This is a genomic window from Corynebacterium limaceinasi (assembly GCF_046717465.1).
In the GTDB taxonomy this organism is placed as follows: Bacteria; Actinomycetota; Actinomycetes; order Mycobacteriales; family Mycobacteriaceae; genus Corynebacterium.
The window spans coordinates 266,882-292,623 of sequence record NZ_CP177100.1; the positions used below are offsets into that span (position 1 = coordinate 266,882).

The following is a 25,742-nucleotide window of genomic DNA, read 5'->3' on the forward strand; positions in this document are numbered from 1 at the left end:
CTCCTGGGTAGTGCGGTGAGCTCCGTTCCCGAGCGTGTCAAGTTGTTTGTGTGTGGAGCTGGGTTTATAGGTATTTGTCGAAGCGGTCGGGGTAGGCCACGGCCATTTGGTTGATGGCTTGTGTCCAGCCGGAAACTCGGGGGACCTGACCCCTGTTTGGTGGACACCTGATATCCAGCCCAGTCGGGCTGGAAAGAAAGGTAATCTACCACCATGTCCAGGTACTCCGAACAGTTCAAACGCGATGCCGTGGCCCTCTATGAGAACAATGAGGACCTCTCGCTGAACTCAGCATCAGCCGAGCTCGGTATCAACCGTGCCTCGCTGCATTCATGGGTCAAGAAGTACGGCACCGGCAAACGTGCGCGTATAAAAGCCATGCAGGATAAAGCCCAAGCGGCGAATGATTCCGAACGGATCCGCCAGTTAGAAAAAGAAAACGCAAAGCTGCGCGAAGAACGTGACATCCTGCGCAAGGCCGCCAAATATTTTGCCGAAGAGACTCACTGGTGATCCGCTTCCAGTTTGTCTATGACCACCGAACCGAATTCTCGGTCAAGCGGATGTGCCATGTGTTAAAACTGAATCGTTCCTCGTTTTATAAGTGGGTCCAAACCCGTAAAAATCGCAGGTTAAAGATGTATTCTGATGCTGTTATTGGTGCAAGGATCGCAACCATCTTTGATGATGAGCTTGGGCTTTACGGCGCTAAACGCATCGCTGCAAGCCTGAATGAGGACACGGCGTATGTCCCGATCAATCACAAGAAAGTTGCACGAATTATGAAAGCCATGGGGCTTAAAGGCTTTACCAAACGCCGCCGATGTGTCACTACCAGGCGCAAGCCTGGCCACCGCGTCATGCCGGACTTAGTAGGCCGTAAATTCACCGCCAACGAGCCGAATCGCGTTTATGTTGGCGACATTACCTACCTGCCCTGTAAGGGTGGCAAGAACATGTATGTGGCCACAGTTATTGACACTTCATTCACGCAAACGTGCAGGTTATGCGCTCGCAGACAACATGCGAGTGTCACTGGTCGTCGATGCAATAGCCCACGCGCACGGTGTACGCGGCAGTCTTGACGGGGCTATATTCCATTCCGATCACGGCAGCGTGTACACCTCACAAGCCTTTAGGAACTATTGCTCGTCGTTGGGTGTGCGCCAGTCCATGGGAGCGGTAGGAACGAGTGCTGATAACGCCCTAGCAGAATCATTTAACGCCACCTTAAAGCGGGAAGTCTTGCGCGATAGGAAAGTCTTTGACAATCCGATCTCCTGCCGCCGGGAAGTCTTCCGGTGGTGCATGCGCTACAACACGCGCCGGCGGCACTCCTGGTGCAATCTTGTAGCGCCTGATGTCTTTGAAGCCGAGACTTCAACTACACTGACCAAAGCAGCATAGCTAACCCCCGACGTGTCCACTGTCCGGGGGTCAGGCCCGGGCTCCTTCCATGAGTCTGCCGGCTGTTCTTGAGACTCGTTTGCCCTGCTTTGCTCTCTTGGCGGCTCGCTTATCTTCAATATTGCAGATCATCAACCACAGTGTTTTAAGCGCTGATTCATCGTTGGTGAACTGCACCCTGTTGCGAGTAGCTTTACGCAGCTCATTGTTAAAAGATTCAATGGAATTCGTCGTATAGATGACCTTCCTGGCTGCTGGTGGGAACTGCAGAAACGGAACAAACCGCTCCCACGCGTCCTGCCAGACCTTGACTGAGCGGGGATACTTCTCACCCAGCTCGGAAGCCTCGAATTCCTCTAAGGCAGCACGTGCCGTCGGCTCGTCCGCAGCAGTATAAATCTTTTTCAACGCGGCTGAAACAGCCCGGCGATCCCCGTAGGCCACCCAACGGTTCGCGGCACGTATCAGGTGCACGATACAGGTTTGTACCATAGAGTTCGGCCAGGCTGCCTCTACTGCCTCGGGTAGGCCTTTCAGCCCGTCACAGCAAACAATAAAGACGTCTTTGACCCCACGGTTGGAAAGATTGGCGCATACCTGCGCCCAAAAGGAAGCGCCTTCTTCTTTGGCAATCCACAATCCCAAAATGTGCTTAATTCCGTCGAGGTCCACCCCGATTGCCATGTACGCGGACTTGTTGACTACTCGGCCAACATCGCGGACTTTAATACGTAGTGCATCCAGGAAAATGACCGGGTAGAACTCATCTAGCTGGCGGTTTTGCAGGACCATGACTTCATCCAAGACGGTGTCAGTAACCGCAGAAATCGTCTCATGGGAAATATCTACCCGCATCGCAGTTGCCATGTGGTGCTGGATATCCCTTATTGTCATTCCACCGGCGTACAAGCTGACGATCATGTCATCAACGTAAGTCAAGCGTCTCGATCCTTTAGGAACCATGGTCGGCAAGAATGTTCCGGCCCGATCGCGTGGGACATCAACAGTTACCGGACCGTAGTTAGAATCCACGGTTTTCGAGTAGGTGCCGTTACGGTAATTGTCTGTCCCAGCTGCAGCTTTGCCACTCCTATCACCAGACTCGTAGCCAAGGTGGGCATCCATTTCAGCATTCAAACCTCTGGCGATTGAGGCTTGCAGCATGTCCCGAACCAGGTCATTGGCATCCGTTGTGGACGTGCCTAGGTCATCAATTAGTTTCGCGATTTCAGGGTTAGCAAGCAGCTTCTTTTCAATCGCATCAATCTTGGTTTTATCGGCCGGATCTCGTCTTGTCACAGTAGTCATTCTGGTCCGGGCCTGACCCCCGGACAGTGGACACGTCGGGGGTTAGCTATGCTGCTTTGGTCAGTGTAGTTGAAGTCTCGGCTTCAAAGACATCAGGCGCTACAAGATTGCACCAGGAGTGCCGCCGGCGCGTGTTGTAGCGCATGCACCACCGGAAGACTTCCCGGCGGCAGGAGATCGGATTGTCAAAGACTTTCCTATCGCGCAAGACTTCCCGCTTTAAGGTGGCGTTAAATGATTCTGCTAGGGCGTTATCAGCACTCGTTCCTACCGCTCCCATGGACTGGCGCACACCCAACGACGAGCAATAGTTCCTAAAGGCTTGTGAGGTGTACACGCTGCCGTGATCGGAATGGAATATAGCCCCGTCAAGACTGCCGCGTACACCGTGCGCGTGGGCTATTGCATCGACGACCAGTGACACTCGCATGTTGTCTGCGAGCGCATAACCTGCACGTTTGCGTGAATGAAGTGTCAATAACTGTGGCCACATACATGTTCTTGCCACCCTTACAGGGCAGGTAGGTAATGTCGCCAACATAAACGCGATTCGGCTCGTTGGCGGTGAATTTACGGCCTACTAAGTCCGGCATGACGCGGTGGCCAGGCTTGCGCCTGGTAGTGACACATCGGCGGCGTTTGGTAAAGCCTTTAAGCCCCATGGCTTTCATAATTCGTGCAACTTTCTTGTGATTGATCGGGACATACGCCGTGTCCTCATTCAGGCTTGCAGCGATGCGTTTAGCGCCGTAAAGCCCAAGCTCATCATCAAAGATGGTTGCGATCCTTGCACCAATAACAGCATCAGAATACATCTTTAACCTGCGATTTTTACGGGTTTGGACCCACTTATAAAACGAGGAACGATTCAGTTTTAACACATGGCACATCCGCTTGACCGAGAATTCGGTTCGGTGGTCATAGACAAACTGGAAGCGGATCACCAGTGAGTCTCTTCGGCAAAATATTTGGCGGCCTTGCGCAGGATGTCACGTTCTTCGCGCAGCTTTGCGTTTTCTTTTTCTAACTGGCGGATCCGTTCGGAATCATTCGCCGCTTGGGCTTTATCCTGCATGGCTTTTATACGCGCACGTTTGCCGGTGCCGTACTTCTTGACCCATGAATGCAGCGAGGCACGGTTGATACCGAGCTCGGCTGATGCTGAGTTCAGCGAGAGGTCCTCATTGTTCTCATAGAGGGCCACGGCATCGCGTTTGAACTGTTCGGAGTACCTGGACATGGTGGTAGATTACCTTTCTTTCCAGCCCGACTGGGCTGGATATCAGGTGTCCACCAAACAGGGGTCAGGCCCTCCATCTTCTTATGCGGGTTAGGTACCTACACACACAAACCATCAGACACTCTCGATTGGCCCATCAACATCCCCTGTTTCAAAGCTCTCACGTACTAAAGGGTCAATCGAAGACCAGCCGCGAAGGCTAAAATATCCCGTTGCAATATCAATTCGGTGATATGACGGAAAACTTTCGAAGACCGAAGCTAAGTTTTGTTTCAGGGGTTTGATTGTCATAGATAGAAGGCGCGGAACCAGTTTACGTATAGGTATCCATGTGCAAAGGCTATTCACCGGAAAGCGCTGGAAATGGAACGTGACCTTCGAATAAAGATCAGGATCCGTAGGGGCATAGGTCTAACCCCTAACTGAATTGGTCGCGTGGTTTAGCGAGTGTTTTAGGACGCACTAGTGTTAGAGAATGAAGCTCGAAAGCACCTTCCCAATCCCAAGGAGACCACATGAACCACCGCGCGGACGAAGGCCTCGAATCGGCAACCGCTTCGGCACCGGAGCCGGAAACTGCAACGGCGCCGTCGGGCGCTGCTCCCGTTCCGCAGGCCGGTAACCAGGAGGCCCGGCGGGCGGACTTGCGGCGGTGGAAGGCGATTGCGCTGTCGTTCCTGATTGGTGCGGCGGTGATCTTTTTGGGGTGTTCGTGGTGGCAGGCGTCGGAAAGCGGGGCTCCAGTGTGGGTGGGCTACGTGCGTGCGGCGGCGGAGGCCGGCATGGTCGGTGGCCTGGCGGACTGGTTTGCGGTGACGGCACTGTTCCGCCGGCCGATGGGCCTGCCCATTCCGCACACGGCGCTGATTCCGAATAATAAGGACCGCGTGGGCGATGCGCTGAAGGACTTTGTGGAGGAGAACTTCCTTACCGCGGATGCGCTGAGTGCCAAGGTGCGGGAGGCGGAGCTGCCGCTGTGGTTGGCGCGCCAGGGGGCAGCACCCGGCAAGGCGGAGGAGGTCTCCGAATGGATTGGCCAGCGCGCCGCCAGCGTGGTGGAGGACCTTGACCCGGCTGAGGCGGAGCAGTTCATCCGCACCCAGGTCATGGACCGCCTGGCGGAGCCGGAGTGGGGGCCGCCATTGGGCCGGTTGCTGGAGGGCTATATCGCGGACGGCAAGGCGCGCCCGCTGGAGGATGACCTCATTGACTGGGCACACAAGAAGATTCTTGGCATGGAATCGACGGTGGTCACGGCCATCGATGAGCGCATGCCCGGGTGGGCGCCGCGCTTTGCCCGCGAGATGGTGGGGGACAAGGTCTATAGCGAGCTCGTTAATTTCGCCGAGGAAGTTCGCCGCGATGGCAACCACGAGGCCCGCCTGGCCATTCGCCGCAACCTATCCAAGCTGGCTGCGGATCTGCAGTGGGATGCGGATATGCGCGAGCGCATTGAGAACATCAAGCAAGAGATGCTTGCCTCTGATCAGGTGCAGCAGGCGCCGGCGGCGATGTGGCGCACGATTTCTACCACGCTGATTGATCAGTTCAATGACCCGGAGTCCTTCCTGCGGCAGAAGATGACGGCCAAGGTGAAGGAACTAGCGCACCGGTTGCTCGAGGATTCCGAGTTCTTGGCCCAGGCCAATGATCTTGTGGACAAGGCCGCGCGCTACGCGGTGGAGAAATTCGCCCCGGAGATCATCGCGATCATCCCGGAGACCATCAAGCGCTGGGATGCGCAGGAGGCCTCGCAAAATATCGAGCTGATGGTGGGCAAGGATCTGCAATTTATTCGCCTTAACGGCACTATCGTCGGCTCCCTGGCAGGCTTGGCCATATATGCTGTTAATCATCTCATTTTCGGCGCCTAATGCGCCGGAATAATTCATCACACGGAGGATTTCATGACTGAGAAGAAGAAGCTTTTTGATTCCCTGAAGGAAGCCGGTGCGTCCGCGCTAAATACCGCCAAGGATTTCGGCGGCCGCCTGCAGGAAGAGCGCGAGAACCAGGGCGCGCAGGGCGCAGGTGCGCAGGGCCCACAGGGCGATAAGGACGGCATGCTGGATAAGGCCACCAACACCGCCAAGCAGTGGGGCGCGTCCATCAAGAAGGCCGCGGAAGAAACCCGCGACTCGGAGGCTTTCTCTGAGGCGAAGGACAAGTTCGCGGATGCGTACCAGGAAACCCGCGAGGGCGTGAAGGACGCGTATGGCTATGCCCAGGAGCGCGTGAACGAGAAGAAGAACGCGCCCAAGAACGGTAATTCCGCTGCGGCGGACAAGGACGATAATATTATCGATGGCGAAGTTATCGATACCGACGAACCCACGAATTAATCTGCATGTACCTCTTACTTGACATTGCCTATAATTTTCCCATCTACTTCTTCCAGGTCCTGACCATTACCGCCATCATCGGGGCCGTGCTCGCGGCATCTACGCGCGAGGACGCGTTTCGGGCCGGCGACCGCAAGGGTAAATGGGTATGGGTAGGCCTACTTGCGGGCTCGGCGGTTGCGATGGCTACCGGCCTCCAAATTTTGGCGTGGATTGGCACGGTCATCACCGGCATCTACTGGTTTGACGTGCGCCCGCAGCTCAAGGCCATCATCAACGGCGACTACAGCTACTAAGCATGAAAAATCTCTTGCACGCTTCCGCCACTGAGGTCAGGGAGCAGGCCGCCGGGCAGCATGTTTTGGTCTCGCCGCATCACGTGACGGTGGCGGCCGCAGCCGATCCAGCGGGCATTACGGCCGTGGCGGGCTATCCCACCGGCCGGCACCACACGCTCATCAAGGCTTCTGAGGCCCGCCTGGCCATCCAGTCCGGCGCGGACGAGGTGTGGGTCAGCGTTGATGCCACGCTTGCCGATGTTACCCCTATCCTCTCCGAGCTCGTCGCCATCCGCGAGGCCTGCCCGGACCCAGCCCGCGTGGGCCTCATCTTGCCGGAGGTGGAGCCGGCGCGGTCCCTCGCGGAAACCGCCGCCGCCCAGGCGGGATTTCACGCACTCGTCATAGAAAAAGGCAGCGAGCTGTCCAGCTCGCTGCCCGTCGTAGAATTTCCCACCGCCTAAGTCTCTCCCTAGGTCGGCCGCTTCTGCGGCCGACGTTGTTAGGCGGCTTTCTTCTGTTCGTCGCTTTCGCCCGAGAAGTGTTCCAAATCATTCAAGGGAACATCGGTGCCCGTAAAGGTGAGCGTGAGCTTGCCATCGCCCACGTCCACGGATTCGACCTGCAAGTCCTTGGCAATGAGCTCATCAGACATGCCTTCCTGCAGTGCCTCGGAAATGGAACTAGTTGCTTGCTCAGGAAGCGACAGGCCAAAGATGGCGGCCTCGGTGGCATTGATCTCTAGCTTGCCGTCGCGGGCGGTGGGCTTGAGCGAAAGGCTGGCCAAGCCGCCGCCGAACTTCACTTCCAGCTCGTCGCTCTGGTCATTCGCGGTGATTTCAGTAACCACCATATTCCCAATGGTGTCGCTGCCGGATTGGTCCGAGATTCCTTTTTGGAAGCTAGCCAGCAGGTAGTCATCCGGAACGGTGGTGGTGGCGCGGAGGGAGCCGGCCACTGGGTTATCCGCATCCGTGGACATATCTTCCACGTGGATTTCGGAGGCGGGTTGCCCCTTGATCTGGGAGCCTTCGATCTGCAGGGTCGACGGCGTGGTCATGTCCATCTGGGAAATCGAGCCGCGCATAAGCCCAAAGAGGAGGGGGCTGCCGCCAAAGCTTACCGAGGGATCTTCCGTTGCCTCGATGCCTTCTTCTTTGGCGCTATTTTTAAACTCCTCGGTCATCTGATTACTAATGAACCAGCGCAGGCCAAATTCGGCGATGAGGATGATAATAAGCAGCGCTACGAGGACGCCTACGACAATTTTCCAAGCGAGCGATCCGCCCGATTTCTTTGCAGCCATGACTACCAGTGTGGCGCATGAGGCGGCCGGTGGCAATGTGTGCTGGATATTAGCGGGGCGCGATGCTCTCCCAGCTCACAGTGAGCGTATTATCGCGCAGCCGGCGGCGGGGAGGCTGGAGGTTAAAGGGGGCATCGGCAAACAGGGCTTGTGCCATGCGCCATCGCACCCGCGGGCCGTGCGGGGCCCACCCAGCGGCGCGATCCCAGGCCCTATCGGCGGCCTGCAGGAGCTCGTGGATGGGCTCGCCGGGCACGTTGCGGTGGATGAGCACTTTGGGCAGGCGCTCGGCCACATCGGAGGGGCGGGCCACGTCGAAGGGATCCCACGCGAGCGTCAGCGTCTTCGGGCCATGCTGATCGAGCAGGATCCACGCCGCGCGCCGGCCCAGCTCATCGCAGGTGCCTTCCACGAAGAACCCGCCAGGGGCCAGGCGGGAACACACCGTCTGCCAGGCCTCCGCAACCTGGTCCACGTCGTATTGGCGCAGCACATTAAAGGCACGCACCACCTGCGGACGGTAGCCCGCAAGCTCAAATCCGCCCAGCTCAAAGCGCACGCCATCGCGCGGCGGTAGCACCCGGTCCGGGTGGATTTCCAGCCCGCGCACATCCACGCGGGGATTGATGCGGCGCAGCCACCGCGCCCACTCCACGGTGGTGGTATGGGAGGCACCGTAGCCCACGTCGAGCGCGAGCGGGGTGCGCACGTGGCGCAGCAGCGCCGAAATTTCTGGGTGGGCGACCATCCACCTATCGCAGCGCCGCAGCCGGTTGTAATTGGTGGTGCCGCGGGTAATAACGCCAAAAGGCCGACCCGCTGCTGCGCTGGCGCGCAGGTTATGAGCGTGGTCGGCCATGGGAATCGGTGGATTCTAAGGTTGGGAGTGCCTTAGGAGTTTTCAGAAATCCACTGTTCGGTCAGCTTGCCCTCGTTATCAAAGAGCTCTGCCAGGGATTCGCCCACCTTCGGCTCGATGGCTGCGCCCATCATCGGGATCTTGACGGAGATCTCGTTGGTGTAGGTCAGCTTGGTCATCTCGCCCTCGCCGGCCAGGGAAATATCGCCCTTGAAGTCCACCGGGGTGCCCTTGACGTCAGCGGTGTAGTTGACGTCAGCGGCCTGGCCGTTGAGCTCGCCCACGGTGACCACGCGCTTGACCTTGAGGTCCTGCGAGACCATGGCGCGCACTGCCTCTGGCAAAAGGGTGGTCGGCAGGACCTCGTAGAGCGTGGCTACGTTATCGGAGAAATCGTGAACCTGGCCTGCCTCCGGGGAAAGGTTTGCCACGATGTACTCCCAGTACCCCTGGGTGAGCAGCGCCTTGTGAACCATGTCGATAGGCTGATTGATGGTTACGGTGTTTTCACTACGAGTTGACATGCTTAACAGACTACCTTGGTATACGTGCTTGATAAATTTTTGACGCAACAACTCACAGCAATCGACGGCGTAGACGTGGATCCCACGGCGAGCTTTGCTGATCTCACCACCTTGCGCGTGGGGGGAAAGCCACGGGTCACGTTGCGTTGCTCGCTGCCTGAAGCGGCAGTTGCGGCACTGCGGTACCTCGAGAAAGAAAAAGTTCCCTTCATTGTGGTTGGCGGCGGCTCCAACCTGCTGGTTTCTGATGGTGAGGTAGACGTGGTCGCCGTCGTCCTCGACTTTGCCGCGGTGGACATGGATACCGAAACTGGCCTCGTGCGCGCCCAAGCCGGTGCGGTATGGGACGAGGTCGTGGCGGAATCCGTGACGCAGTCCCTGGGCGGCATCGAGTGCCTGTCCGGCATCCCCGGCACGGTGGGCGCGGTGCCCGTGCAAAACGTGGGTGCCTATGGCGCCGAGATTTCTGAGGTCTTGACCCGTGTGCGCCTGTATAACCTGCGCACCGATGCCGATGAGTGGGTTCCCGTCTCCGATCTCGATCTGGCCTACCGCTATTCCAACCTGAAATTCACCGGCCGCGCGGTGGTGCTCGAGGTCGAATTGCAATTGACCACGGATGGGCTCTCTCGCCCCCTGCGCTTTGGGCAGCTTACCGATGCCCCCGGCGAGCGCCGCCCCGTCGCCCAGGTCCGCGAGGAGGTCCTCGCCCTGCGCCGCGGCAAGGGCATGGTGCTCGATGCCGCCGACCATGACACCTGGTCCGCCGGCTCTTTCTTCACCAACCCCGTGGTCGAATCCAGCGTCGCCGACGCCATCCAAGACAAGGTGCGCGCCACGCTTGGCGATGCCCCCGCCGACCGCATGCCCCGCCACCCCGTCGCCACCGCACAGGGCGAATCGTCCCCGCACGAGAAGCTCTCGGCCGCTTGGCTTATCGATAACGCCGGCTTTACAAAGGGCTACCCCGGATCCGGCCCGGCAACGCTATCCACCAAGCACACCCTGGCGCTGACTAACCGCGGAAACGCGAGCGCCGCCGATATTGTCGCGCTGGCCCGCACTATTCGCGATGGCGTCCGCGAGGCCTTCGGCGTCGAGCTCGTGCCCGAGCCCGTGTGGCTGGGCCTATCCATGGACGAGGACTAGGCCGCGCCTCTCGGCGCGACGGGGCCTTAGCCGCTGGGTTCGCGCCGGGTTTTAGGCCCGCGCGGAGATAAAAACGTCCAAAACAACCGCGTTCTTCTAAAATTCGCCCTCATTTTTGGCGAAACGCGGTTGTTTTGGACGGAAGTGTTGCTTGCGGGCTCCTAGGCAGCCATGACCTCGAGCCACTCCGGCTTGGCGTCTAGGAACTTGCGGGCCGCATCCTGCGCGCCCTTCAAGCTGTGGTGTGCGCCCCAACCGCACTGCTCTTCGTTGGCGGCGGGAACCTCGGTGGCGGTGAGGATATCGTTCAGCGCACCCTCAACGGCGCGCAGCAATTCATCCTGCTCCATGCCGTTGGTAATGGCGTAGAAGCCGGTGCGGCAGCCCATAGGGGCAAAGCCGATGAGCTTATCGGTGTAGTTGCGCATAAAGTTGGCCATCATGTGCTCCACGGAGTGCAGCGCCTCCGTGTCCAGGTGCTCCTTATTGGGCTGGCAGAAGCGCAGGTCGTACTTGATAATCTCGACGCCGCCGCCCAAATCGGTGCGGTCAGCCACCCGGATATAAGGCGCGCTGACGAGGCGGTGGTCGAGCTCGAAGGACTTGACGTTAATCTTTTCTTGGTTCTGTTCAGTCATACTCCCCAGCCTAATCGCTGCGAGTGTCACTTCACAGAATAGATTCTTCAGCCGACTGTGCGCCGCGAGTTAGCGGGAGGACACTTCCGCCACCAAGATTTCCTGTACCTGGCGGCGGCGCAGCTTGCCCAGCTGATCGGTGGGCAATTCTTCTTGCACCACGAAATGCCGCGGGACCTTATAGCGGGCCAGGAGGCCGCGGCAGTGCTCGCGCAGCGCTTCCGCGTCGAAGGTGGCGCCGGGGTGGAGCACAAGGCAGGCGGCGACATCCTCGGAACCATCGGCACGCGGGACGCCGGCCACCGCGGCTTGGCTTATCGCGGGGTGGCTCAACAATGCATGTTCCACCTCGCTGGGAAAGACGTTAAAGCCACCGGTGATGATGACCTCTTTAATCCGGCCCACCAGCCGGAAATGGCCATCGGCCTCGCGCACACCCATATCGCCGGTGCGCAGCCAATCGCCGTGGAATGCCTCCCGCGTGGCGGCGGGATTATCGAGGTAGCCCGAAAAAACCTGGGGCCCGCGGGCAAGGATCTCGCCGGGCGTGCCATCGGGTTGGCTGCGGTCAAGGTCAGCGGGATCCCCGATGCGCAAGTCGGTATCGGCAAGCGGCTTGCCGATGGTCCCCACGCGCCGACCCTCACCAAGCGGGTTGATGGTCAGCACGGGGGAGGCCTCGGTAAGACCGTAGCCCTCGACAAGCATGCCGCCGGTGCGGTCTTGCCAGGGCTCGATGATGCGCGCGGGCAGCGATGCCGCGCCGGAAATGGCGTAGCGCACCCCGCCCAGGTCTGTGGCCTGCTCGGCGGTCGGCTCAGCGGCCGCCTCGGAGGCAGATTCTGCCGCCAGCTCGCCCATGGCGCGCTCATAAATGGTGGGAACGCCCGGCATCCAGGTCGGGCGGCGCTGTGCCAAGGCGCCGACCACGGCTGCGGGGCGTGGGGAGGGCAGCAGGATGATCTCGGCGGCGCAGCGCACCGCGAGCAAGACGCTCATGGTCAATCCATAAGAGTGGAACATCGGCAGCGTGGCGAGGAAACGCTCGTGGCCCGGGCGCAGATCGGCCTGGGCTTCCAATTGGATGCAGTTCGCGGCGAGGTTGCCGTGCGTGAGCACCACGCCCTTGGGCTGGCCGGTGGTGCCGGAGGTGTAGAGGATGAGGGCGGCATCGGCAAGCGCGGCCTGGCGGTGAGGCACTGGGGCGCCGGAGAGGGGAAGGGGCGCCTCCAAGGACACGGGAATCACCGTGCTGGCTAGGCCATCGACCACGGCGGCGACCTGATCCCAGACCAAGGCGATGCGGGCGCCGTGGTGGGCAAAGAGCGGGGCCAACTCGTGGGCGGTGTACTGAGGGTTATGCTCGACCACGACCGCGCCCAGGCGCAGCACCGCGAAAAAGGCAATGAGGTGCTGCGGGGAGTTGGGCAAGACCAGCGCCACCCGGTCGCCGGGGCGGATTCCCATCTCCCGCAGGGCGCCGGCGGCAGCGGCGATACGGGTATCCAACTCCGCGTAGCTCAGGGTCTCGCCCGCGAAAAAGGTGGCGGGACGGTGGGGGAAGTTGGCTACGGCGGTGGCGAGGAAATCCGTCAGCGTGGCGTCGTACTCGAGGTCTGACATGGTGGTTAATACTAAGCCTTCTGTTTGAGGAGATCGAGGAGATCCTGCTGCACCATGCGGCGGCGGACCTTGCCCAGCTGGTCCGAAGCCAGCTCCTCAAAGTGGTAGAAGGTGCGCGGAACCTTGTAGCGGGTCAGGCGCTCGCGGCAGAAGGATTTGAGGCCTTCTGGGTCCAAGACGGCGCCATCGCGCAGGATGAGACAGGCGACGACGTCCTCGGAGCCATCCTTGCGCGGGCGGCCCACCACGGCGACCTCCTTGATGTCTGGGTGCTTGCGCACCACCTCTTCGACTTCGGCCGGGTAGACGTTAAAGCCGCCGGTGATGATGATTTCCTTGATGCGGCTAACCAGCTTGACCCAGCCGTCCTCATCCATGGTGGCCATATCGCCGGTGCGGAACCAGCCGTTGTGGAAGGACTCCTCGGTGGCCTTTTCGTTATTGAAATAGCCCTGGAAGATCTGCGGCCCGCGAGCCAGCATCTCGCCCGGCTCGCCATCTGGCTGGGTTTCATCGAGGTTATCCGGGTTGCCAATGCGCACCTCGGTATCGGGAAAGGGCAGGCCCACATAGCCCGGGCGGCGGTTGCCGTTCATGGGGTTGCCAATGAGCACGGGGGAGGTCTCGGTCATACCAAATCCCTCCACGAGGCGGCCGCCGGTCATGGATTCCCAGCGCTCCATCACGTCAACCGGCAGGGTAGCGGCGCCGGAGAAGGCGTTGCTGATGCCGGCAAGATCCACGCCCTTGTCCTCGGCGGCGTCCATGATCTTCTCGTATAACGTGGGCACGCCCGGTAGCCAGGTGGGGGTGTGCTTCTTAACGATGTCCATGATGAGCGGCATCTGCGGGGATGGAACCAAGATGAGCTCGGCGCCGAAGTAGATGCTGAGCACGCACAGCGTGGTCATGCCGTAGGCGTGGAAGAGCGGCAATGCGGCGAGGAAGCGCTGGTCGGTGGCGTCCATATTCGTCAGCCAGGCTTCGCCCTGCACGCAGTTGGAGATGAGGTTGCCGTGCGAAAGCAGCGCGCCCTTGGGCTTGCCTGTGGTGCCGGAGGTGTAGAGGATAAGCGCGATATCGTCCTGCGTGACCTTGGCAATCTCGAGGTCCTTGCCATCGCCGCCGATGGCAGAACCGATAAGCGTGGACCAGGCCACGGTATTCGGGGCCGTGCCGGTTAGCTGCTCGCGCTTGGCGGCCAGCGGCGGCAGGGGAATCCGGAGTGCGAGGCGCTTGAGCGGTGGCATCGCATCGATCATGTTGACGGACACGATGGTCTCTAGTGGGGTGGTGGCGCGCAGCTTATTCAGCGTCTGCGCCGTCTTATCCCAGGCGATGGCCACACGCGCGCCATGGTCCTGGAAAAGCCCCTCGAGCTCGTGGGCGGTGTAGAGGGGATTGTGTTCCACCGCGGTGGCCCCGAGCAGCTGGATGGCATAAAACGCCACCACGTGTTGGGGGCAGTTAGGCATGACGATGGCGACCCTATCGCCAGGCCGGATGCCAAAGGCCTTAAGTCCCGCAGCGGCGGCGCGCACCTGTGCGTCTAGGTCCGCGTAGCTCTGTGTACTGCCGAAGAAGTAGGTAGCGGACTTATTCGCATTGATGCGGAGGTTATTGACGTAGTAGTCAACGATGGTTTTATCGCCGTAATCAAGCGTGGCGGGGGTCCAGTCGCTGTAGTGCTTAATCCAGGCCCGGGATTCGTATGCGGACACGCGCTGCCCTTTCGTTTGCTAAAGAAAAATATTACAAAGGGCGAGTATACCCAGAACGTGAGGAAATCCTCTAGTTTTCTTCGAGTGTCAGCAAAAAACGCTTGATATCCAGGCCACCGGCATAGCCGCCGAGCGTTCCATCGCTGCGCAGCACGCGGTGGCAGGGCCGAATAATCGGCAGGGGATTGGCGCCGCAGGCGGTGCCGACCGCCCGGGTAGCAGCGGGGCGCCCCACGGCGGCTGCGAGCTCGCCATAGCTTGAGATTTCGCCGTAGCCAATGGTGTCCAACTGCGCGTGAATTTGGGCGCGAAATTCCGTCGTCGGCGCCGGGTTGAGCGGCAGGTCAAACTCGCGGCGGCGCCCAGCGAAATACTCCGCGAGCTGCTCTTGCGCCGCATCTAAGATGTCTGCACCGCGCTTGTCGATGCCCCCATGTACTCCGCCGCTTTCCTCGCCGCGAACCTGATTGGTTTTGCGGTGCCCCTTGCTGTTTTCGTCGCGAACCTCATTGGGTTTGCGGCGACCCTTGCTGGTTCCGTCGCGACCCAACTGGATCGCGACGAAGTCAACGCGGGACAGCCCGTCTGCATCCGCGGTGAGCAGCAGCGGGCCGATGGGGGTATCGATGGTGCGCAGCATGGTGGTGGGAACTCTAGGTGTTTTAGGAGTTCTTCTCCGCTTCGAGGCGGTTGATGAGGTCTTCTTGTACCTCACGGCGGCGGATCTTGCCCATTTGGTCCTTGGCCAGTTCTTCGAAGTGGTAGAAGGTGCGCGGGACCTTGTAGCGGGTCAGGCGCTCGCGGCAGTACTCCTTGAGGCCTTCGGGGTCGAGCGCGGCGCCATCGGCAAGATCGAGGCAGGCAACGACATCTTCGGAGCCATCGTCGCGCGGGCGGCCCATGACAGCGGCGTCGTCGACGCTGGGGTGCTCGCGCAGGATTTCTTCGACCTCGCCCGGGTAGACGTTGAAGCCGCCGGTGATGATGATTTCCTTGATGCGGCTGACTAGGCGGATGAAGCCGTCTTCTTCCATGATGCCCATGTCACCGGTGCGGAACCAGTCATCGTGGAAGGCGGCATCGGTGGCTTCCTGGTTATTAAGATAGCCCTTGAAAATCTGCGGGCCGCGGGCCAGCACCTCGCCCTCAACACCGTCTGGCTGGGTCTCATCCAGGTTATCGGGGTTGGCGATGCGCACCTCGGTATCCGGGAAGGGAATGCCCACGTAGCCGGGGCGGCGGTCGGTGCTCATGGGGTTGCCCACGATAATGGGGGAGCACTCGGTAAGCCCGTAGCCTTCCACGAGTAAGCCGCCGGTGGCGTTTTCCCACTTATTGACGGTCTCAGAAGGCAGGGTGGATGCGCCAGAGAAGGCCGCGCGCACGCCCTTGATGGGTACTTCTTGCTCCTCGGCGGCCTTGACGATGCGCTCGTACAAGGTAGGAACGCCCGGGACCCAGGTCGGGGTGTGCTTCTTCATCAGCTGCATGATGAGCGGGATCTGCGGCACGGGGAGGATGACCAATTCGCCGCCGATAAGCTGTGCCAAGGTGACGTTCATGGTCAGGCCATATGCGTGGAAGAAGGGTAGGGCGGCGAGCATGCGCTCTGGCTTATCGCCCAAGCCTGGAACCCAAGCCTTGCCCTGCAGCAGGTTGGATACGAGGTTGCCGTGCGAGAGCATCGCGCCCTTGGGCGCACCGGTCGTACCGGAGGTGTACATCACCAGCGCGACGGTGTCTTTATCAATGTCCTCTGGCGTCTTAATATCGCTGCCGTTGCCACCGATGGCATCGCCAATCAGCGCCTCCCACGGCACGGTATTTGGTGCCGGGGCAGAAAGCTGCTCGCGCTTGGCCTTGAGCGGGGGAAGCGGCAGGCGCAGCGCGGCGCGCTGCAGGGTGGGCATGGCGTTGATCATGTTGATGGACACGACCGTTTCCAGGTTGGTGGTAGCCCGCAGCTTCTCCAGGGTGGGGGCGGCCTTGTCCCAGGCGATGGCGATGCGCGCGCCGTGATCCTGGAAAAGCCCCTCCAGCTCGTGGGCGGTATAAAGCGGGTTGTGCAGCACAACCTGGGCGCCGAGCTTCAAGATGGCATAAAAGGCCGCGATGTACTGCGGGCTATTGGGGGCAACGATGGCTACGCGGTCACCGGGGCGCACGCCGAAGGCCTTCAAGCCGGCTGCGGCGGCGCGCACTTGGCGGTCCAGCTCGGAATAGTTTTGGCTGCGTCCAAAGAAATACGTGGCTGACTTATCGCCATTGACCTTGAGGTTGTTGTCATACAGGTCTAACAGGGTGGTGTTGCCATAGTCGAGGCTATGCGGCGTCCACTCCGGGTAATACTGGAGCCATGCCTTTGATTCATAAGCGGACAATGCGTGACCTTTCGGTAGCGTAGGTTATTGGCAGGGGCCAGTATAGCGCCGCTAAGATGGGTCACCATGCGCATCGCCATGATTTCTATGCATACCTCCCCCATTGAGCAGCCTGGCTCCGGGGATGCCGGCGGAATGAACGTCTACGTTTTAAATATTGCCTGCCAATTAGCCCAGCTAGGCGTAGAGGTAGATGTCTATACCCGTGCGACCCGCCCCAGCCACAAAGAAATCGTGGACGTGGCCCCCAACCTGCGGGTGATCAACATCGTGGCAGGCCCCTTTGAGGGGCTAGAAAAAGAAGATCTGCCCACCCAACTCGCGGCCTTTTCCGGCGGCGTGGTGCAATTTGCTAAATGGCAGGGCAAAAAATATGACCTCATTCATTCCCACTACTGGCTTTCTGGCCAGGTGGGGTGGCTGCTGCGCGATCTATGGGGCATTCCGCTGGTCCACACCGCCCACACCTTGGCCGCGGTGAAAAACGCCTACCGCACGGCCGAGGACACCGTGGAATCAGAAGCGCGGCGCATCTGCGAGCAACAATTGGTGGATAACGCAGACCTCCTCGTGGTCAATACCGATCAGGAAGCCCGCGACCTAGCCGAGCATTACGATGCTGACCGCGATATCATCCGCGTGGTCTCCCCGGGCGCCGACGTGGGGCTATTTACCCCAGGTACCGACCGCAATACGGAGCGTTCCCGCCGCGAGCTGGGCATCCCGCTGCATACCAAGGTCGTGGCCTTTGTGGGGCGGCTACAGAAATTCAAGGGGCCCGAAGTCCTTATCCGGACCGCCGCCGAACTGTGCCACCGCGAGCCCACCCGCGATTTTCGGGTGCTCATCTGCGGTGGGCCATCCGGGGCCAATGCCTCGCCGGAGGCGTATAGGGAATTGGCGCGGGAGTTGGGCGTGCAAAAGCGCGTGCGCTTTTTAGGGCCCCGCCCGCCCGAGGAGCTGGTGGGTGTGTACCGCGCAGCGGATATTGTGGCGGTACCCAGCTACAACGAGTCCTTTGGTCTAGTGGCGCTCGAGGCCCAGGCTTCTGGCACGCCGGTCGTCGCCGCGGCCGTGGGTGGGCTGTCCATCGCTGTCGTCGATGGTGAGACCGGGCTGCTGGTGCCGTCCCACGATCCGAAGGAGTGGGCGGATTCCTTGACCCAGCTGCTGGACGATGACCCCCGGCGCATCGCCATGGGCGAGGCCGCCGTCGCGCACGCCGTGCGCTTTAGCTGGACCAACACGGCCCGGGAGCTGACGGAGATTTATGCCGAAGCCCAGCAGATTCCCGTGCCTGACTGCCACCAACGCCGCGCGATGGGAGACTAGCCTCACTGACGCGCCGGGCGGTTTCGTGGCATGCTGGAGGCATGACTAACGGAAAACTGATTCTTCTTCGCCACGGCCAATCCACCTGGAATGAATCCAACCAATTTACCGGTTGGGTCGATGTTGATCTGACAGAAAAGGGTGAGGCAGAGGCCAAGCGCGGCGGCGAGCTGCTCGCGCAAGAGGGCATCCTGCCCAACGTGCTGTACACCTCGTTACTGCGCCGCGCAATCCGCACCGCCAATATCGCGCTGGATGCGGCCGACCGCCACTGGATCCCGGTCATCCGCGACTGGCGCCTCAACGAGCGCCACTACGGTGCGCTGCAGGGCCTGAACAAGGCCGAGACCAAGGAAGAGTACGGCGAGGACCAGTTCATGGCATGGCGCCGTTCCTATGACACGCGCCCGCCCGAGCTTGCCGATGACGCCGAGTACTCCCAGGCCAACGACCCCCGCTACGCGGATTTGGACAAGGTCCCACAGACGGAGTGCCTGAAGGACGTTGTCGAGCGCTTCGTGCCCTACTTCGAGGAAGAGATCCTGCCGCGGGCCAAGAAGGGCGAATCCGTCATGATCGCAGCGCACGGCAACTCCCTGCGCGCGTTGGTCAAGCACCTCGATGGCATTTCCGATGATGACATCGCCGGGCTGAATATCCCGACCGGCATTCCGCTGGTGTACGAGATTGCGGAGGATGGCTCCGTGGTCAACGAGGGCGGCACTTACCTGGACCCAGAGGCCGCCGAGGCCGGGGCCGCTGCCGTCGCCGCGCAGGGTGGTGACAAGTAACCCCACTACTGCATATAAGTCCCCGGGGAGGTGCTCCCTGGGGACTTTCTAATGGTTAGGCTTAATGACGTGGAATTAATTTTTGTCTTTCTCGCGGGCGTGGTTGCCTGCGCGGTGGCGCTGCCATTGATTTCCCGGGTGCGCGAGCGCATGGCACGCCGCCAGCGCGCGAGCGATGCCCAGGCAAACCAGGTCACCACCGTGAGCCAAGGCCTCCACCTCGCGGTCCAGGGCTCGCCCACGGCGCTGACGGTGCTCGATAGGAACCAGGAAATCATCCTGTCCAACCCCGCGGCGCACGAGATGTCTGTGGTCCACGATCGCGCCGTCAATCCGGAAATCTGGAAGACCGCGGAGCAGGTCTTCGAGGATAAGGAAACCCGCACCGTGGACTTGGCCATCCCTAAGCGCCGCACCGGGCACCGCGTCACGCAGGTGAGGGCCGTTATCAAGCCGCTGACGCTGAACGATGGCCGCTTCATCATCATCTACGGCACCGATGAGAGCGAAAACGTGCGCATGGAATCCGCGCGCCGTGACTTCGTAGCCAACGTCTCCCACGAGCTGAAAACCCCGGTGGGTGGCATCGCGCTGCTGGCAGAGGCCCTACTGCAAGACCCCGAGGATCCGGAGCACGTGAAGTACTTCGGTACCAAGGTGCAAAAAGAGGCCAACCGCATGGCGGATATGGTCAGCGAGCTGATTTCCCTGTCCAAGCTGCAGGGCGCCGAGGCGCTGCCGGAGATGGAACCGCTCTACGTAGACGATTTGATTGATGAGGCGATTTCGCGCAATCAGCTTGCCGCAGACGCGCGCTCCATCAGGTTGACTCAAGGGCCGTCCGTAGGCGTGCAGGTCATGGGCGACCGGTCCCTCTTGGTAACCGCGCTGTCCAATCTTATTTCCAACGCGATCAATTATTCGCCAGAGGAATTGCCGGTCTCCGTCTCACAGAAGGTAGTGGGGGATGATGTCGTGCTGATCCGGGTGACGGACCGGGGCATCGGCATCCCGCCGGAGCATCAAAAGCGCGTCTTCGAGCGCTTTTTCCGCGTTGACCAAGCCCGGTCGCGGCAGACTGGAGGCACTGGCCTAGGATTAGCAATTGTCAAACACGTGGTGGCCAACCACGGGGGCAATATCAAGCTGTGGTCGCGGCCTGGCACGGGCTCTACTTTTACCATCGAGTTGCCCATATATAAGGAAGAGAAGCCAGCGCACGAGGCTGACTTGCAGGATAATGAAGACAAGGATTCCGTCGATGCGGCGGCTCCTGGGCTCCAGCGTGCGGTAGCACGCGTTGCAGCACGTCGAAAGGATAAAGCACAATGACCACCATTCTCATCGTGGAAGATGAAGAGTCGCTGGCCGATCCGCTGGCATTCTTACTCCGCAAGGAAGGCTTCGAGCCGATTATCGCCCTCGATGGCCCCTCCGCGCTGGAGAAATTCGCCGACAATGACATCGACATCGTGCTACTTGACCTCATGCTGCCCGGTATGTCCGGCACCGACGTGTGCAAGCAGCTACGTGCCACCTCCTCCGTACCGGTCATTATGGTCACCGCGCGCGATGCGGAAATCGATAAGGTCGTGGGCCTAGAGCTGGGCGCGGACGATTACGTCACCAAACCGTATTCCTCCCGCGAGCTCATCGCCCGCATCCGCGCCGTGCTGCGCCGCGGCAACGATCAGTCCTCCCACGCGGACGCCGCGGAGGACGCCGAGGTAGAAGACCAGCAGATCCTATCCGGCGGCCGCGTGAAGATGGATGTGGAGCGCCACATCGTCACCGTGGCGGACGAGCCGGTGGCCATGCCACTCAAGGAGTTTGACCTGCTGGAATACCTCCTGCGCAACGCTGGGCGCGTGCTGACCCGCGGCCAGCTCATTGACCGCATCTGGGGTGCGGATTACGTGGGCGATACCAAAACGCTCGACGTGCACATCAAGCGCCTGCGCACCAAGATTGAGGAGCACCCTTCCCGCCCGAAGCACTTGGTAACGGTGCGCGGACTGGGCTATAAATTCGAACTCTAGCGCCGGCTAGCGCTCTATTACCAGCCGGCCTTGATGCTGGCCGGGTGCTGGGTAAGCTGCACGCCGTGCTCGGCGGCTTCTGCGCGGGCACGGCATTGTTGGGCCAAAATATCGTAGCTTTCGCGCCCCATGAGCGCGACGAGCTCGTCCTCGTGCGATTGCCACATCGGCAGCGGATTGGCGTGGCAGGCGCCATCGGTAGAGCAGTACCAATCAAAGTCTTCGCCGCCATTGCCCCAGCCGCGGCGGTCATATTCGCCGATGGTGGTGCGCAAAATTTCCTGCCCATCGGGGCGTTCTTCATAATCCTCGTAGCGCCACAGCGGCAGCTGCCAGCACACCTCCGGCTTGACCACGGTCAGCTCCTCGCCGCTATCTACTGCCCATTGGTGCAGAGCGCAGCCCGTGCCCGTTTCCCAGCCGGCGCGGTTGGCAAAGATGCAGGCGCCATCCACGATGGGCGTTTTCAGCGCCGGTTCCGGTTCGCCGTCCTCGCCATCGAGCTCGTCCCATTCCAACCAGGGCTCTAGCTCATCGGTGTTTTCTTGCGCCAGGAACTCATCTACCCCCGCTGGGCGCAGCTGCCAATAGCGCGCGGGCATGCGGGAGACGGCATCGTAAAGCTGGTCGCGGTCTTGTTCATCGGCCATATATGCACCGTGCACGCAGCAGCCCACATCGGGCTGGCTCTTATCGATGCCCCGGCACGCCGACGTGCCAAATTGGCAGCTGTAGTGCGATTCCACCCACGTGAGATCGATGGAAAAGACGTGGTAAGGGTCGTTTGGGTTGGTAAATTCGAACCACTCCCGCGGAAAATCTGGGGCCTCTTCGTGCCCGGCTTTAATCGATGCCGCCGCTGGCGAGCTCGCGGGAAAACCTAGGTAAACGGTGTCAGATTTTGGGCGATTCACACCTAACCACGGTAGACCTACTACGCTATGGGTGTGCGATTAGGTGTATTAGACGTCGGAAGTAATACCGTCCACCTCGTTGCGGTCGATGCCGCAACGGGGGGACGGCCTACTCCGATGAGCGATTGGAAGACCCCACTCCGGCTGGTAGAACAGCTGGATAAGAAGGGAAACATCCACGAAAAGGGCCTGAAAAAGCTCGTTTCCGCCGTGGGTGAGGCAAGTGAGCTGGGTGACAAACTCGGGTGCTCCGAATTCATCGCCTTCGCGACCTCCGCGGTCCGCTCTGCCCCTAACTCTGAAGAGGTACTCGATGAGGTGGAAAAGCAGACCGGCGTGCGCCTGCAGATCCTCTCGGGCGTGGAGGAAGCACAGCTTACTTTCCTCGCTGCCCGCCGCTGGTACGGCTGGTCCGCCGGACGCATCACCAACTTGGACATCGGCGGTGGCTCCCTAGAGCTATCCACCGGTACCGATGAACACCCTGACCTGGCTTTCTCGCTCGATCTGGGCGCAGGCCGGCTGACCCACAACTGGTTCGATACCGATCCGCCGGAGAAAAAGAAGGTCAGTGCGCTGCGCGATTTCATCGATGCGGAGCTTGAAGATGCCGTCACGCAGATGAAGGCAATGGGCCCGGCTGGCCTGGCCGTGGGCACCTCGAAAACCTTCCGCACCCTCTCGCGGCTTACCGGTGCGGCGCCATCGTCTGCGGGGCCATACGTCAAGCGCACCTTGACCGCACCGGGCCTGCGCCAGTTGATTTCATTCATCACGCGCATGACTGCAGCAGACAGAGCGGACCTTGAGGGTGTAAGTTCGAACCGATCGCACCAAATCGTCGCCGGCGCTTTGGTTGCCGAGGCAAGCATGCGAGCTCTTGGAATCGAGAAGTTGGAAATCTGCCCATGGGCGCTGCGCGAAGGTGTTATTTTGCGCCGGACCGACAAGGGATTGGAATAGGAAGAGATCATGGCTGACGAAAAACAGTTGACCGTGGCCGAGCTGCTGGCTCGCAATAAGAAGGACCGCACGGATAAAGACGAGAAGACCTCTCGCCGTCGTCGGCGGAGCCTCGATGAGGGCGGCGTATCCGTTGCCGAGCTCACCGGCAGCCTGAAGAAGGTAAAGTCCACCCCGCCTGAGGCGAAGCACACCAACGTATCCATCGACGATGACGCCCCTGTCATCCGCGCGCCGAAGTCCAAGGACGAACAGTCCGCTGAGAAAAACGCCGCTGAGAAAAAGACCGCGGCGAACAACTCCGCGGCGCAGCCGACTGGCTCCAAGCCAGCTGGGTCCAAGCCTGCCGGTGCTAAGCCTGCTGGCGCCAAGTCCGCTGCAGGCAAGCCGTCCGCGGGGCAGGAGGGCATCGGCAAGCCTGCGCAAAGCAAGCAATCTCAGTCCCAATCCTCCTCTCCTAAGCCGGCTGCCGAGAAGCCTTCCGCTGGTACCCCAACCGCGTCCCCTGCGCCGAAGAAGAACGGGAAGCCGAGTGAGCCGACCGCCTCTCCCAAGCCTGCGGCGGGGTCTGGCTCGAAGCCGACGGCCAAGCCTGCCCCAGCGCAGAAGACAAACGCACAGGAGGCAAAGAAGCCTGCGCAGTCGGGTCCGGAGGACAAGGCGGGCGCTAAGGACGCCGACAAGAAGTCCCATCAGCCATCCGCGGATGACACGGCGGTAATGCAGCGCATCGGTAAGTCGCAGTCCTCGCAGGACAAGCGCAAGGACGCCGCTGATGCCGCTGAATCCGGTGCCAAGGAAGCCAAGGAGAAGGCGGGCGCAGCTGGCGCTGCCGGGGCAGGCGCTGCTGCAGCGACCGTAACGGGAGCGAAGGCTGGCGCGAAGACCGCAGCAGACACCAAGGACGCTGGAACCAAGGGCAAGGCTGCCGCGCCTGAGCAGAAGCCTGCGGCGGCTGCGAAGAAGTCTGACGATACCGGCGAGCTGTCTCAGGTGCGGGACGAGGAAGTCACCGAAGAGCACGAGAAGCTCAACCCCATGTCCATCCTCATCATGGTGGTCGTGGGCATCGTCTTGGCCATCGTCATCTTCAAGGGCTTTGAAGTGCTCTGGGATAACTTCCCGCGCGTCGTCGTATCTATCTTGGCACTCGGCGTGACCGCAATTATGGCTGGCGTTACGCATGCGCTGCGCACGGCCCGCGATGGGTTCTCCATGTTCCTTGCAGGCATTACCGGCCTCATATTGACGTTCGGACCACTGCTTTTGGTCATGCTCTAAACCAGCGAATTGCTGAGAACCACCCGGCTGCTTCCTTCGTGGAGGTAGCCGGGTGGCGTTATTTTTGGCATTGTGGAGACTATGACAAAGATTGCAATTTTAGGTGGAGGACAAATCGGTGAGGCTTTGACCTCGGGTCTTGTGGAATCGGGCTTCAATGCTTCCGATATCACGGTGACCAACCGCACGGCCTCTCGCGGTGAAGAGCTCAAGAGCAACTATGGCGTCAACGTCACGACGGATAACGCTGAGGCGGTGGACGGCGCGGATTATATCTTCGCCTCCGTCAAGCCTTATGCCATCCTGGACCTGCTGGGCGAGATTAACCCGGCTAAGGACGCCGTGGTGGTCTCTATGGCCGCAGGGCTGACGCTGGAGGCCCTGCAGGCTGCTGCGGGCGACGGCGTGCCGGTTGTGCGCGTTATGCCCAATACGCCGATGTTGGTGCGCCGCGGCATGTGCACCTGCGCCGCCGGCGAGCACGTCACTGAGGCCCAGATGCAGGGCGTGACGGAGCTGCTCGAGGCCGTGGGTGAGGTCGCGGTCATTCCGGAGAAGAACATCGACGCCGCGACAGCCCTGGCTGGTTCCTCGCCGGCCTACTTCTTCCTTGTGGCAGAGGCGCTTGTCGATGCCGGCGTGCAGCTCGGCCTTCCCCGCGATATCGCCGAAAAGCTCGCCGCCCAAGCAGCTGCCGGCTCCGGCGATATGTTGGCCAACTCCGGCCGCTCGGCAACGCAGCTGCGCGCGGGTGTGACCTCGCCAGGCGGCACCACCGCCGCGGCCGTGCGCGAGCTGGAGGAGTCCGGCCTGCGTGGTGCGTTCTACCGCGCCGCCCAAGCCTGCTCCGATAAGGCCAAGGAGCTGGGCTAGCAGCCCGCCTAATGCGGCCAGTTCCCCGTGGTGGGGGTGTAGGTACCTCTCACCACTCAGGGGCCATACGGGAGCCATGGGGTGGTTGTTACGCAGCGCTTTTGGCGGTGAGCTGAACAACTGCTGTGAAAAAATTTGGCACTTGGGTCGCATTAGTCACATGTTTCACGATAGGCTGGGACAAGCACGTGCGTGAAGTCCTGTGGGAGGGGAAGCCTACAGCGCGTAACGAGCTGAAGGGTTAGATAATTATGGCAAATGAAGAAAAAGGAACCTTTCTGACGATCGCGGAGGTCGCCGAAATCATGCGCGTCTCCAAGATGACTGTCTACCGTTTGGTTCACGCAGGCGAAATGCCGGCCGTGCGCGTCGGACGCTCTTTCCGCGTTCACGAGTCTGCCGTTAACGAGTACCTCGAGGCATCCGTTTACGGAGCGTAGGTGCTCGCGCCTTTAAGGCAGCGCCCACTTCTGTTGGCCAATCTTGGTCAGCGGTGGTGGGCGCTGTCTCGTTTCCCGTGTGTCGTCCGATTACCGCACATCACCCTTGTGCAGCGCGTTTCACCCTTTTGCGGCGCGCAGCGATATGCTGCGCGCCGTTTCCGCGGGTCGCCGCCGGGGCCACTTTTGGAGACGCGCTGGGGACTAGGTAAGATAGATCGCATTCGTGTCGGCACGCCGTGATGGCCCGCATATGTGCGGCCAAGGTGGCAAAGAGTGCACCTTTGCCGTTTCAGGCGCCGGCAGGTTCACAGTACGTACTAAAAGAAAGTG

General features: G+C 60.7%; 23 protein-coding genes and 2 pseudogenes. 14 read left to right on the forward strand and 11 right to left on the reverse strand.

Features of this window, described 5'->3' with window-relative positions:
* The first annotated feature begins 213 nt into the window (after positions 1-213).
* A pseudogene (locus ACLI1Q_RS01335) lies at positions 214-1,407 on the forward strand (IS3 family transposase).
* 30 nt (positions 1,408-1,437) lie between these two features.
* Here ACLI1Q_RS01335 and ACLI1Q_RS01340 read toward each other — a convergent pair.
* Both ACLI1Q_RS01340 and ACLI1Q_RS01345 read right to left on the reverse strand, forming a co-directional pair.
* On the reverse strand, positions 1,438-2,715 hold the full coding sequence (locus tag ACLI1Q_RS01340; protein WP_411697033.1) for an IS256 family transposase: 1,278 nt from the start codon (positions 2,713-2,715) through the stop codon (positions 1,438-1,440).
* A 46-nt stretch (positions 2,716-2,761) separates the two neighbouring features.
* Positions 2,762-3,955: pseudogene (locus ACLI1Q_RS01345) on the reverse strand (IS3 family transposase).
* Positions 3,956-4,470: 515 nt separating this feature from the next.
* Here ACLI1Q_RS01345 and ACLI1Q_RS01350 point away from each other — a divergent pair.
* The 4 genes from ACLI1Q_RS01350 to ACLI1Q_RS01365 are packed head-to-tail and all read left to right on the forward strand — an operon-like array spanning position 4,471 to position 7,039.
* Positions 4,471-5,829, forward strand: a complete 1,359-nt coding sequence (locus ACLI1Q_RS01350) for a DUF445 domain-containing protein (protein WP_284772056.1) — start codon at positions 4,471-4,473, stop codon at positions 5,827-5,829.
* A gap of 33 nt (positions 5,830-5,862) precedes the next feature.
* The gene (locus tag ACLI1Q_RS01355; RefSeq protein WP_284772057.1) at positions 5,863-6,297 is read left to right on the forward strand and encodes a CGLAU_01105 family protein; all 435 of its coding nucleotides are present in this window, start codon (positions 5,863-5,865) and stop codon (positions 6,295-6,297) included.
* A gap of 5 nt (positions 6,298-6,302) precedes the next feature.
* Complete coding sequence (locus ACLI1Q_RS01360; RefSeq protein ID WP_284770986.1) at positions 6,303-6,593, forward strand: DUF2516 family protein; 291 nt, start codon at positions 6,303-6,305, stop codon at positions 6,591-6,593.
* Positions 6,594-6,595: 2 nt separating this feature from the next.
* Entirely contained in the window at positions 6,596-7,039 is a 444-nt protein-coding gene (locus tag ACLI1Q_RS01365; protein WP_284772058.1) for a deoxyribose-phosphate aldolase, read from the forward strand.
* Between the two features lie 38 nt (positions 7,040-7,077).
* On the opposite strand, the gene ACLI1Q_RS01370 is transcribed toward ACLI1Q_RS01365, so the two are convergent.
* From ACLI1Q_RS01370 to ACLI1Q_RS01380, 3 genes are read right to left on the reverse strand one after another with little or no spacing between them, the layout of a single operon-like run.
* The gene (locus ACLI1Q_RS01370; RefSeq protein WP_284772059.1) at positions 7,078-7,881 is read right to left on the reverse strand and encodes a DUF2993 domain-containing protein; all 804 of its coding nucleotides are present in this window, start codon (positions 7,879-7,881) and stop codon (positions 7,078-7,080) included.
* 49 nt (positions 7,882-7,930) lie between these two features.
* Entirely contained in the window at positions 7,931-8,740 is an 810-nt protein-coding gene (locus ACLI1Q_RS01375; RefSeq protein ID WP_284772060.1) for a class I SAM-dependent methyltransferase, read from the reverse strand.
* Positions 8,741-8,772: 32 nt separating this feature from the next.
* On the reverse strand, positions 8,773-9,264 hold the full coding sequence (locus ACLI1Q_RS01380; RefSeq protein WP_284772061.1) for a DUF2505 domain-containing protein: 492 nt from the start codon (positions 9,262-9,264) through the stop codon (positions 8,773-8,775).
* Between the two features lie 24 nt (positions 9,265-9,288).
* Between ACLI1Q_RS01380 and ACLI1Q_RS01385 the strand changes: the two genes are divergently transcribed.
* Complete coding sequence (locus tag ACLI1Q_RS01385; RefSeq protein WP_284772062.1) at positions 9,289-10,413, forward strand: UDP-N-acetylmuramate dehydrogenase; 1,125 nt, start codon at positions 9,289-9,291, stop codon at positions 10,411-10,413.
* Between the two features lie 161 nt (positions 10,414-10,574).
* On the opposite strand, the gene ACLI1Q_RS01390 is transcribed toward ACLI1Q_RS01385, so the two are convergent.
* The 5 genes from ACLI1Q_RS01390 to ACLI1Q_RS01410 form a co-directional block, all read right to left on the reverse strand.
* Positions 10,575-11,051: an S-ribosylhomocysteine lyase gene (locus ACLI1Q_RS01390; RefSeq protein WP_023025084.1), complete on the reverse strand. Its 477-nt coding sequence runs from the start codon at positions 11,049-11,051 to the stop codon at positions 10,575-10,577.
* A 69-nt stretch (positions 11,052-11,120) separates the two neighbouring features.
* Entirely contained in the window at positions 11,121-12,674 is a 1,554-nt protein-coding gene (locus ACLI1Q_RS01395; RefSeq protein WP_284772064.1) for an AMP-binding protein, read from the reverse strand.
* A gap of 11 nt (positions 12,675-12,685) precedes the next feature.
* On the reverse strand, positions 12,686-14,395 hold the full coding sequence (locus ACLI1Q_RS01400; protein ID WP_284772065.1) for a long-chain-fatty-acid--CoA ligase: 1,710 nt from the start codon (positions 14,393-14,395) through the stop codon (positions 12,686-12,688).
* Positions 14,396-14,465: 70 nt separating this feature from the next.
* Positions 14,466-15,110, reverse strand: coding sequence for a methylated-DNA--[protein]-cysteine S-methyltransferase (locus ACLI1Q_RS01405; RefSeq protein WP_411697034.1), 645 nt, complete (start codon positions 15,108-15,110; stop codon positions 14,466-14,468).
* On the reverse strand, positions 15,058-16,776 hold the full coding sequence (locus ACLI1Q_RS01410) for a long-chain-fatty-acid--CoA ligase (RefSeq protein WP_411697035.1): 1,719 nt from the start codon (positions 16,774-16,776) through the stop codon (positions 15,058-15,060). The genes ACLI1Q_RS01405 and ACLI1Q_RS01410 overlap by 53 nt, the downstream gene beginning before the upstream one ends.
* A gap of 66 nt (positions 16,777-16,842) precedes the next feature.
* Between ACLI1Q_RS01410 and mshA the strand changes: the two genes are divergently transcribed.
* The 4 genes from mshA to ACLI1Q_RS01430 all read left to right on the forward strand — a co-directional run bounded on the left by mshA (position 16,843) and on the right by ACLI1Q_RS01430 (position 20,938).
* Positions 16,843-18,108 (forward strand): D-inositol-3-phosphate glycosyltransferase, encoded by a 1,266-nt coding sequence (mshA, locus tag ACLI1Q_RS01415; protein WP_284772068.1) that lies wholly within the window; start codon positions 16,843-16,845, stop codon positions 18,106-18,108.
* A 41-nt stretch (positions 18,109-18,149) separates the two neighbouring features.
* On the forward strand, positions 18,150-18,899 hold the full coding sequence (locus tag ACLI1Q_RS01420; RefSeq protein ID WP_284772069.1) for a phosphoglyceromutase: 750 nt from the start codon (positions 18,150-18,152) through the stop codon (positions 18,897-18,899).
* 69 nt (positions 18,900-18,968) lie between these two features.
* Positions 18,969-20,231, forward strand: coding sequence for a sensor histidine kinase (locus ACLI1Q_RS01425; protein WP_411697036.1), 1,263 nt, complete (start codon positions 18,969-18,971; stop codon positions 20,229-20,231).
* Positions 20,228-20,938 (forward strand): response regulator transcription factor, encoded by a 711-nt coding sequence (locus ACLI1Q_RS01430; protein WP_284772071.1) that lies wholly within the window; start codon positions 20,228-20,230, stop codon positions 20,936-20,938. Before ACLI1Q_RS01425 ends, ACLI1Q_RS01430 begins: the two co-directional genes overlap by 4 nt.
* 17 nt (positions 20,939-20,955) lie before the next feature.
* Here ACLI1Q_RS01430 and ACLI1Q_RS01435 read toward each other — a convergent pair whose 3' ends face one another.
* Positions 20,956-21,852: a hypothetical protein gene (locus tag ACLI1Q_RS01435; protein ID WP_411697037.1), complete on the reverse strand. Its 897-nt coding sequence runs from the start codon at positions 21,850-21,852 to the stop codon at positions 20,956-20,958.
* Between the two features lie 33 nt (positions 21,853-21,885).
* Between ACLI1Q_RS01435 and ACLI1Q_RS01440 the strand changes: the two genes are divergently transcribed.
* The 4 genes from ACLI1Q_RS01440 (at position 21,886) to ACLI1Q_RS01455 (ending at position 25,409) form a co-directional block, all read left to right on the forward strand.
* Positions 21,886-22,815, forward strand: a complete 930-nt coding sequence (locus ACLI1Q_RS01440) for a Ppx/GppA phosphatase family protein (RefSeq protein WP_284772073.1) — start codon at positions 21,886-21,888, stop codon at positions 22,813-22,815.
* Between the two features lie 9 nt (positions 22,816-22,824).
* Positions 22,825-24,096, forward strand: a complete 1,272-nt coding sequence (locus tag ACLI1Q_RS01445; RefSeq protein ID WP_284772074.1) for a tripartite tricarboxylate transporter TctB family protein — start codon at positions 22,825-22,827, stop codon at positions 24,094-24,096.
* A gap of 81 nt (positions 24,097-24,177) precedes the next feature.
* A complete protein-coding gene (gene proC / locus ACLI1Q_RS01450; protein ID WP_239268844.1) occupies positions 24,178-24,969 on the forward strand; it encodes a pyrroline-5-carboxylate reductase in 792 nt (263 codons plus the stop codon).
* Between the two features lie 251 nt (positions 24,970-25,220).
* Positions 25,221-25,409 (forward strand): helix-turn-helix domain-containing protein, encoded by a 189-nt coding sequence (locus tag ACLI1Q_RS01455; protein ID WP_005276651.1) that lies wholly within the window; start codon positions 25,221-25,223, stop codon positions 25,407-25,409.
* Positions 25,410-25,742: the final 333 nt, after the last annotated feature.

Excerpts from the sequence above, each read along its gene's own strand:
- ACLI1Q_RS01360 (WP_284770986.1), top strand. The coding sequence starts at position 6,303 with ATGTACCTCTTACTTGACATTGCCTATAATTTTCCCATCTACTTCTTC.
- ACLI1Q_RS01365 (WP_284772058.1), top strand. The coding sequence starts at position 6,596 with ATGAAAAATCTCTTGCACGCTTCCGCCACTGAGGTCAGGGAGCAGGCC.
- ACLI1Q_RS01380 (WP_284772061.1), bottom strand. The coding sequence starts at position 9,264 with ATGTCAACTCGTAGTGAAAACACCGTAACCATCAATCAGCCTATCGAC.
- ACLI1Q_RS01350 (WP_284772056.1), top strand. The coding sequence starts at position 4,471 with ATGAACCACCGCGCGGACGAAGGCCTCGAATCGGCAACCGCTTCGGCA.
- ACLI1Q_RS01355 (WP_284772057.1), top strand. The coding sequence starts at position 5,863 with ATGACTGAGAAGAAGAAGCTTTTTGATTCCCTGAAGGAAGCCGGTGCG.
- ACLI1Q_RS01430 (WP_284772071.1), top strand. The coding sequence starts at position 20,228 with ATGACCACCATTCTCATCGTGGAAGATGAAGAGTCGCTGGCCGATCCG.
- ACLI1Q_RS01370 (WP_284772059.1), bottom strand. The coding sequence starts at position 7,881 with ATGGCTGCAAAGAAATCGGGCGGATCGCTCGCTTGGAAAATTGTCGTA.
- ACLI1Q_RS01420 (WP_284772069.1), top strand. The coding sequence starts at position 18,150 with ATGACTAACGGAAAACTGATTCTTCTTCGCCACGGCCAATCCACCTGG.
- ACLI1Q_RS01375 (WP_284772060.1), bottom strand. The coding sequence starts at position 8,740 with ATGGCCGACCACGCTCATAACCTGCGCGCCAGCGCAGCAGCGGGTCGG.
- ACLI1Q_RS01390 (WP_023025084.1), bottom strand. The coding sequence starts at position 11,051 with ATGACTGAACAGAACCAAGAAAAGATTAACGTCAAGTCCTTCGAGCTC.
- ACLI1Q_RS01340 (WP_411697033.1), bottom strand. The coding sequence starts at position 2,715 with ATGACTACTGTGACAAGACGAGATCCGGCCGATAAAACCAAGATTGAT.
- ACLI1Q_RS01455 (WP_005276651.1), top strand. The coding sequence starts at position 25,221 with ATGGCAAATGAAGAAAAAGGAACCTTTCTGACGATCGCGGAGGTCGCC.
- proC (WP_239268844.1), top strand. The coding sequence starts at position 24,178 with ATGACAAAGATTGCAATTTTAGGTGGAGGACAAATCGGTGAGGCTTTG.
- mshA (WP_284772068.1), top strand. The coding sequence starts at position 16,843 with ATGCGCATCGCCATGATTTCTATGCATACCTCCCCCATTGAGCAGCCT.
- ACLI1Q_RS01445 (WP_284772074.1), top strand. The coding sequence starts at position 22,825 with ATGGCTGACGAAAAACAGTTGACCGTGGCCGAGCTGCTGGCTCGCAAT.
- ACLI1Q_RS01395 (WP_284772064.1), bottom strand. The coding sequence starts at position 12,674 with ATGTCAGACCTCGAGTACGACGCCACGCTGACGGATTTCCTCGCCACC.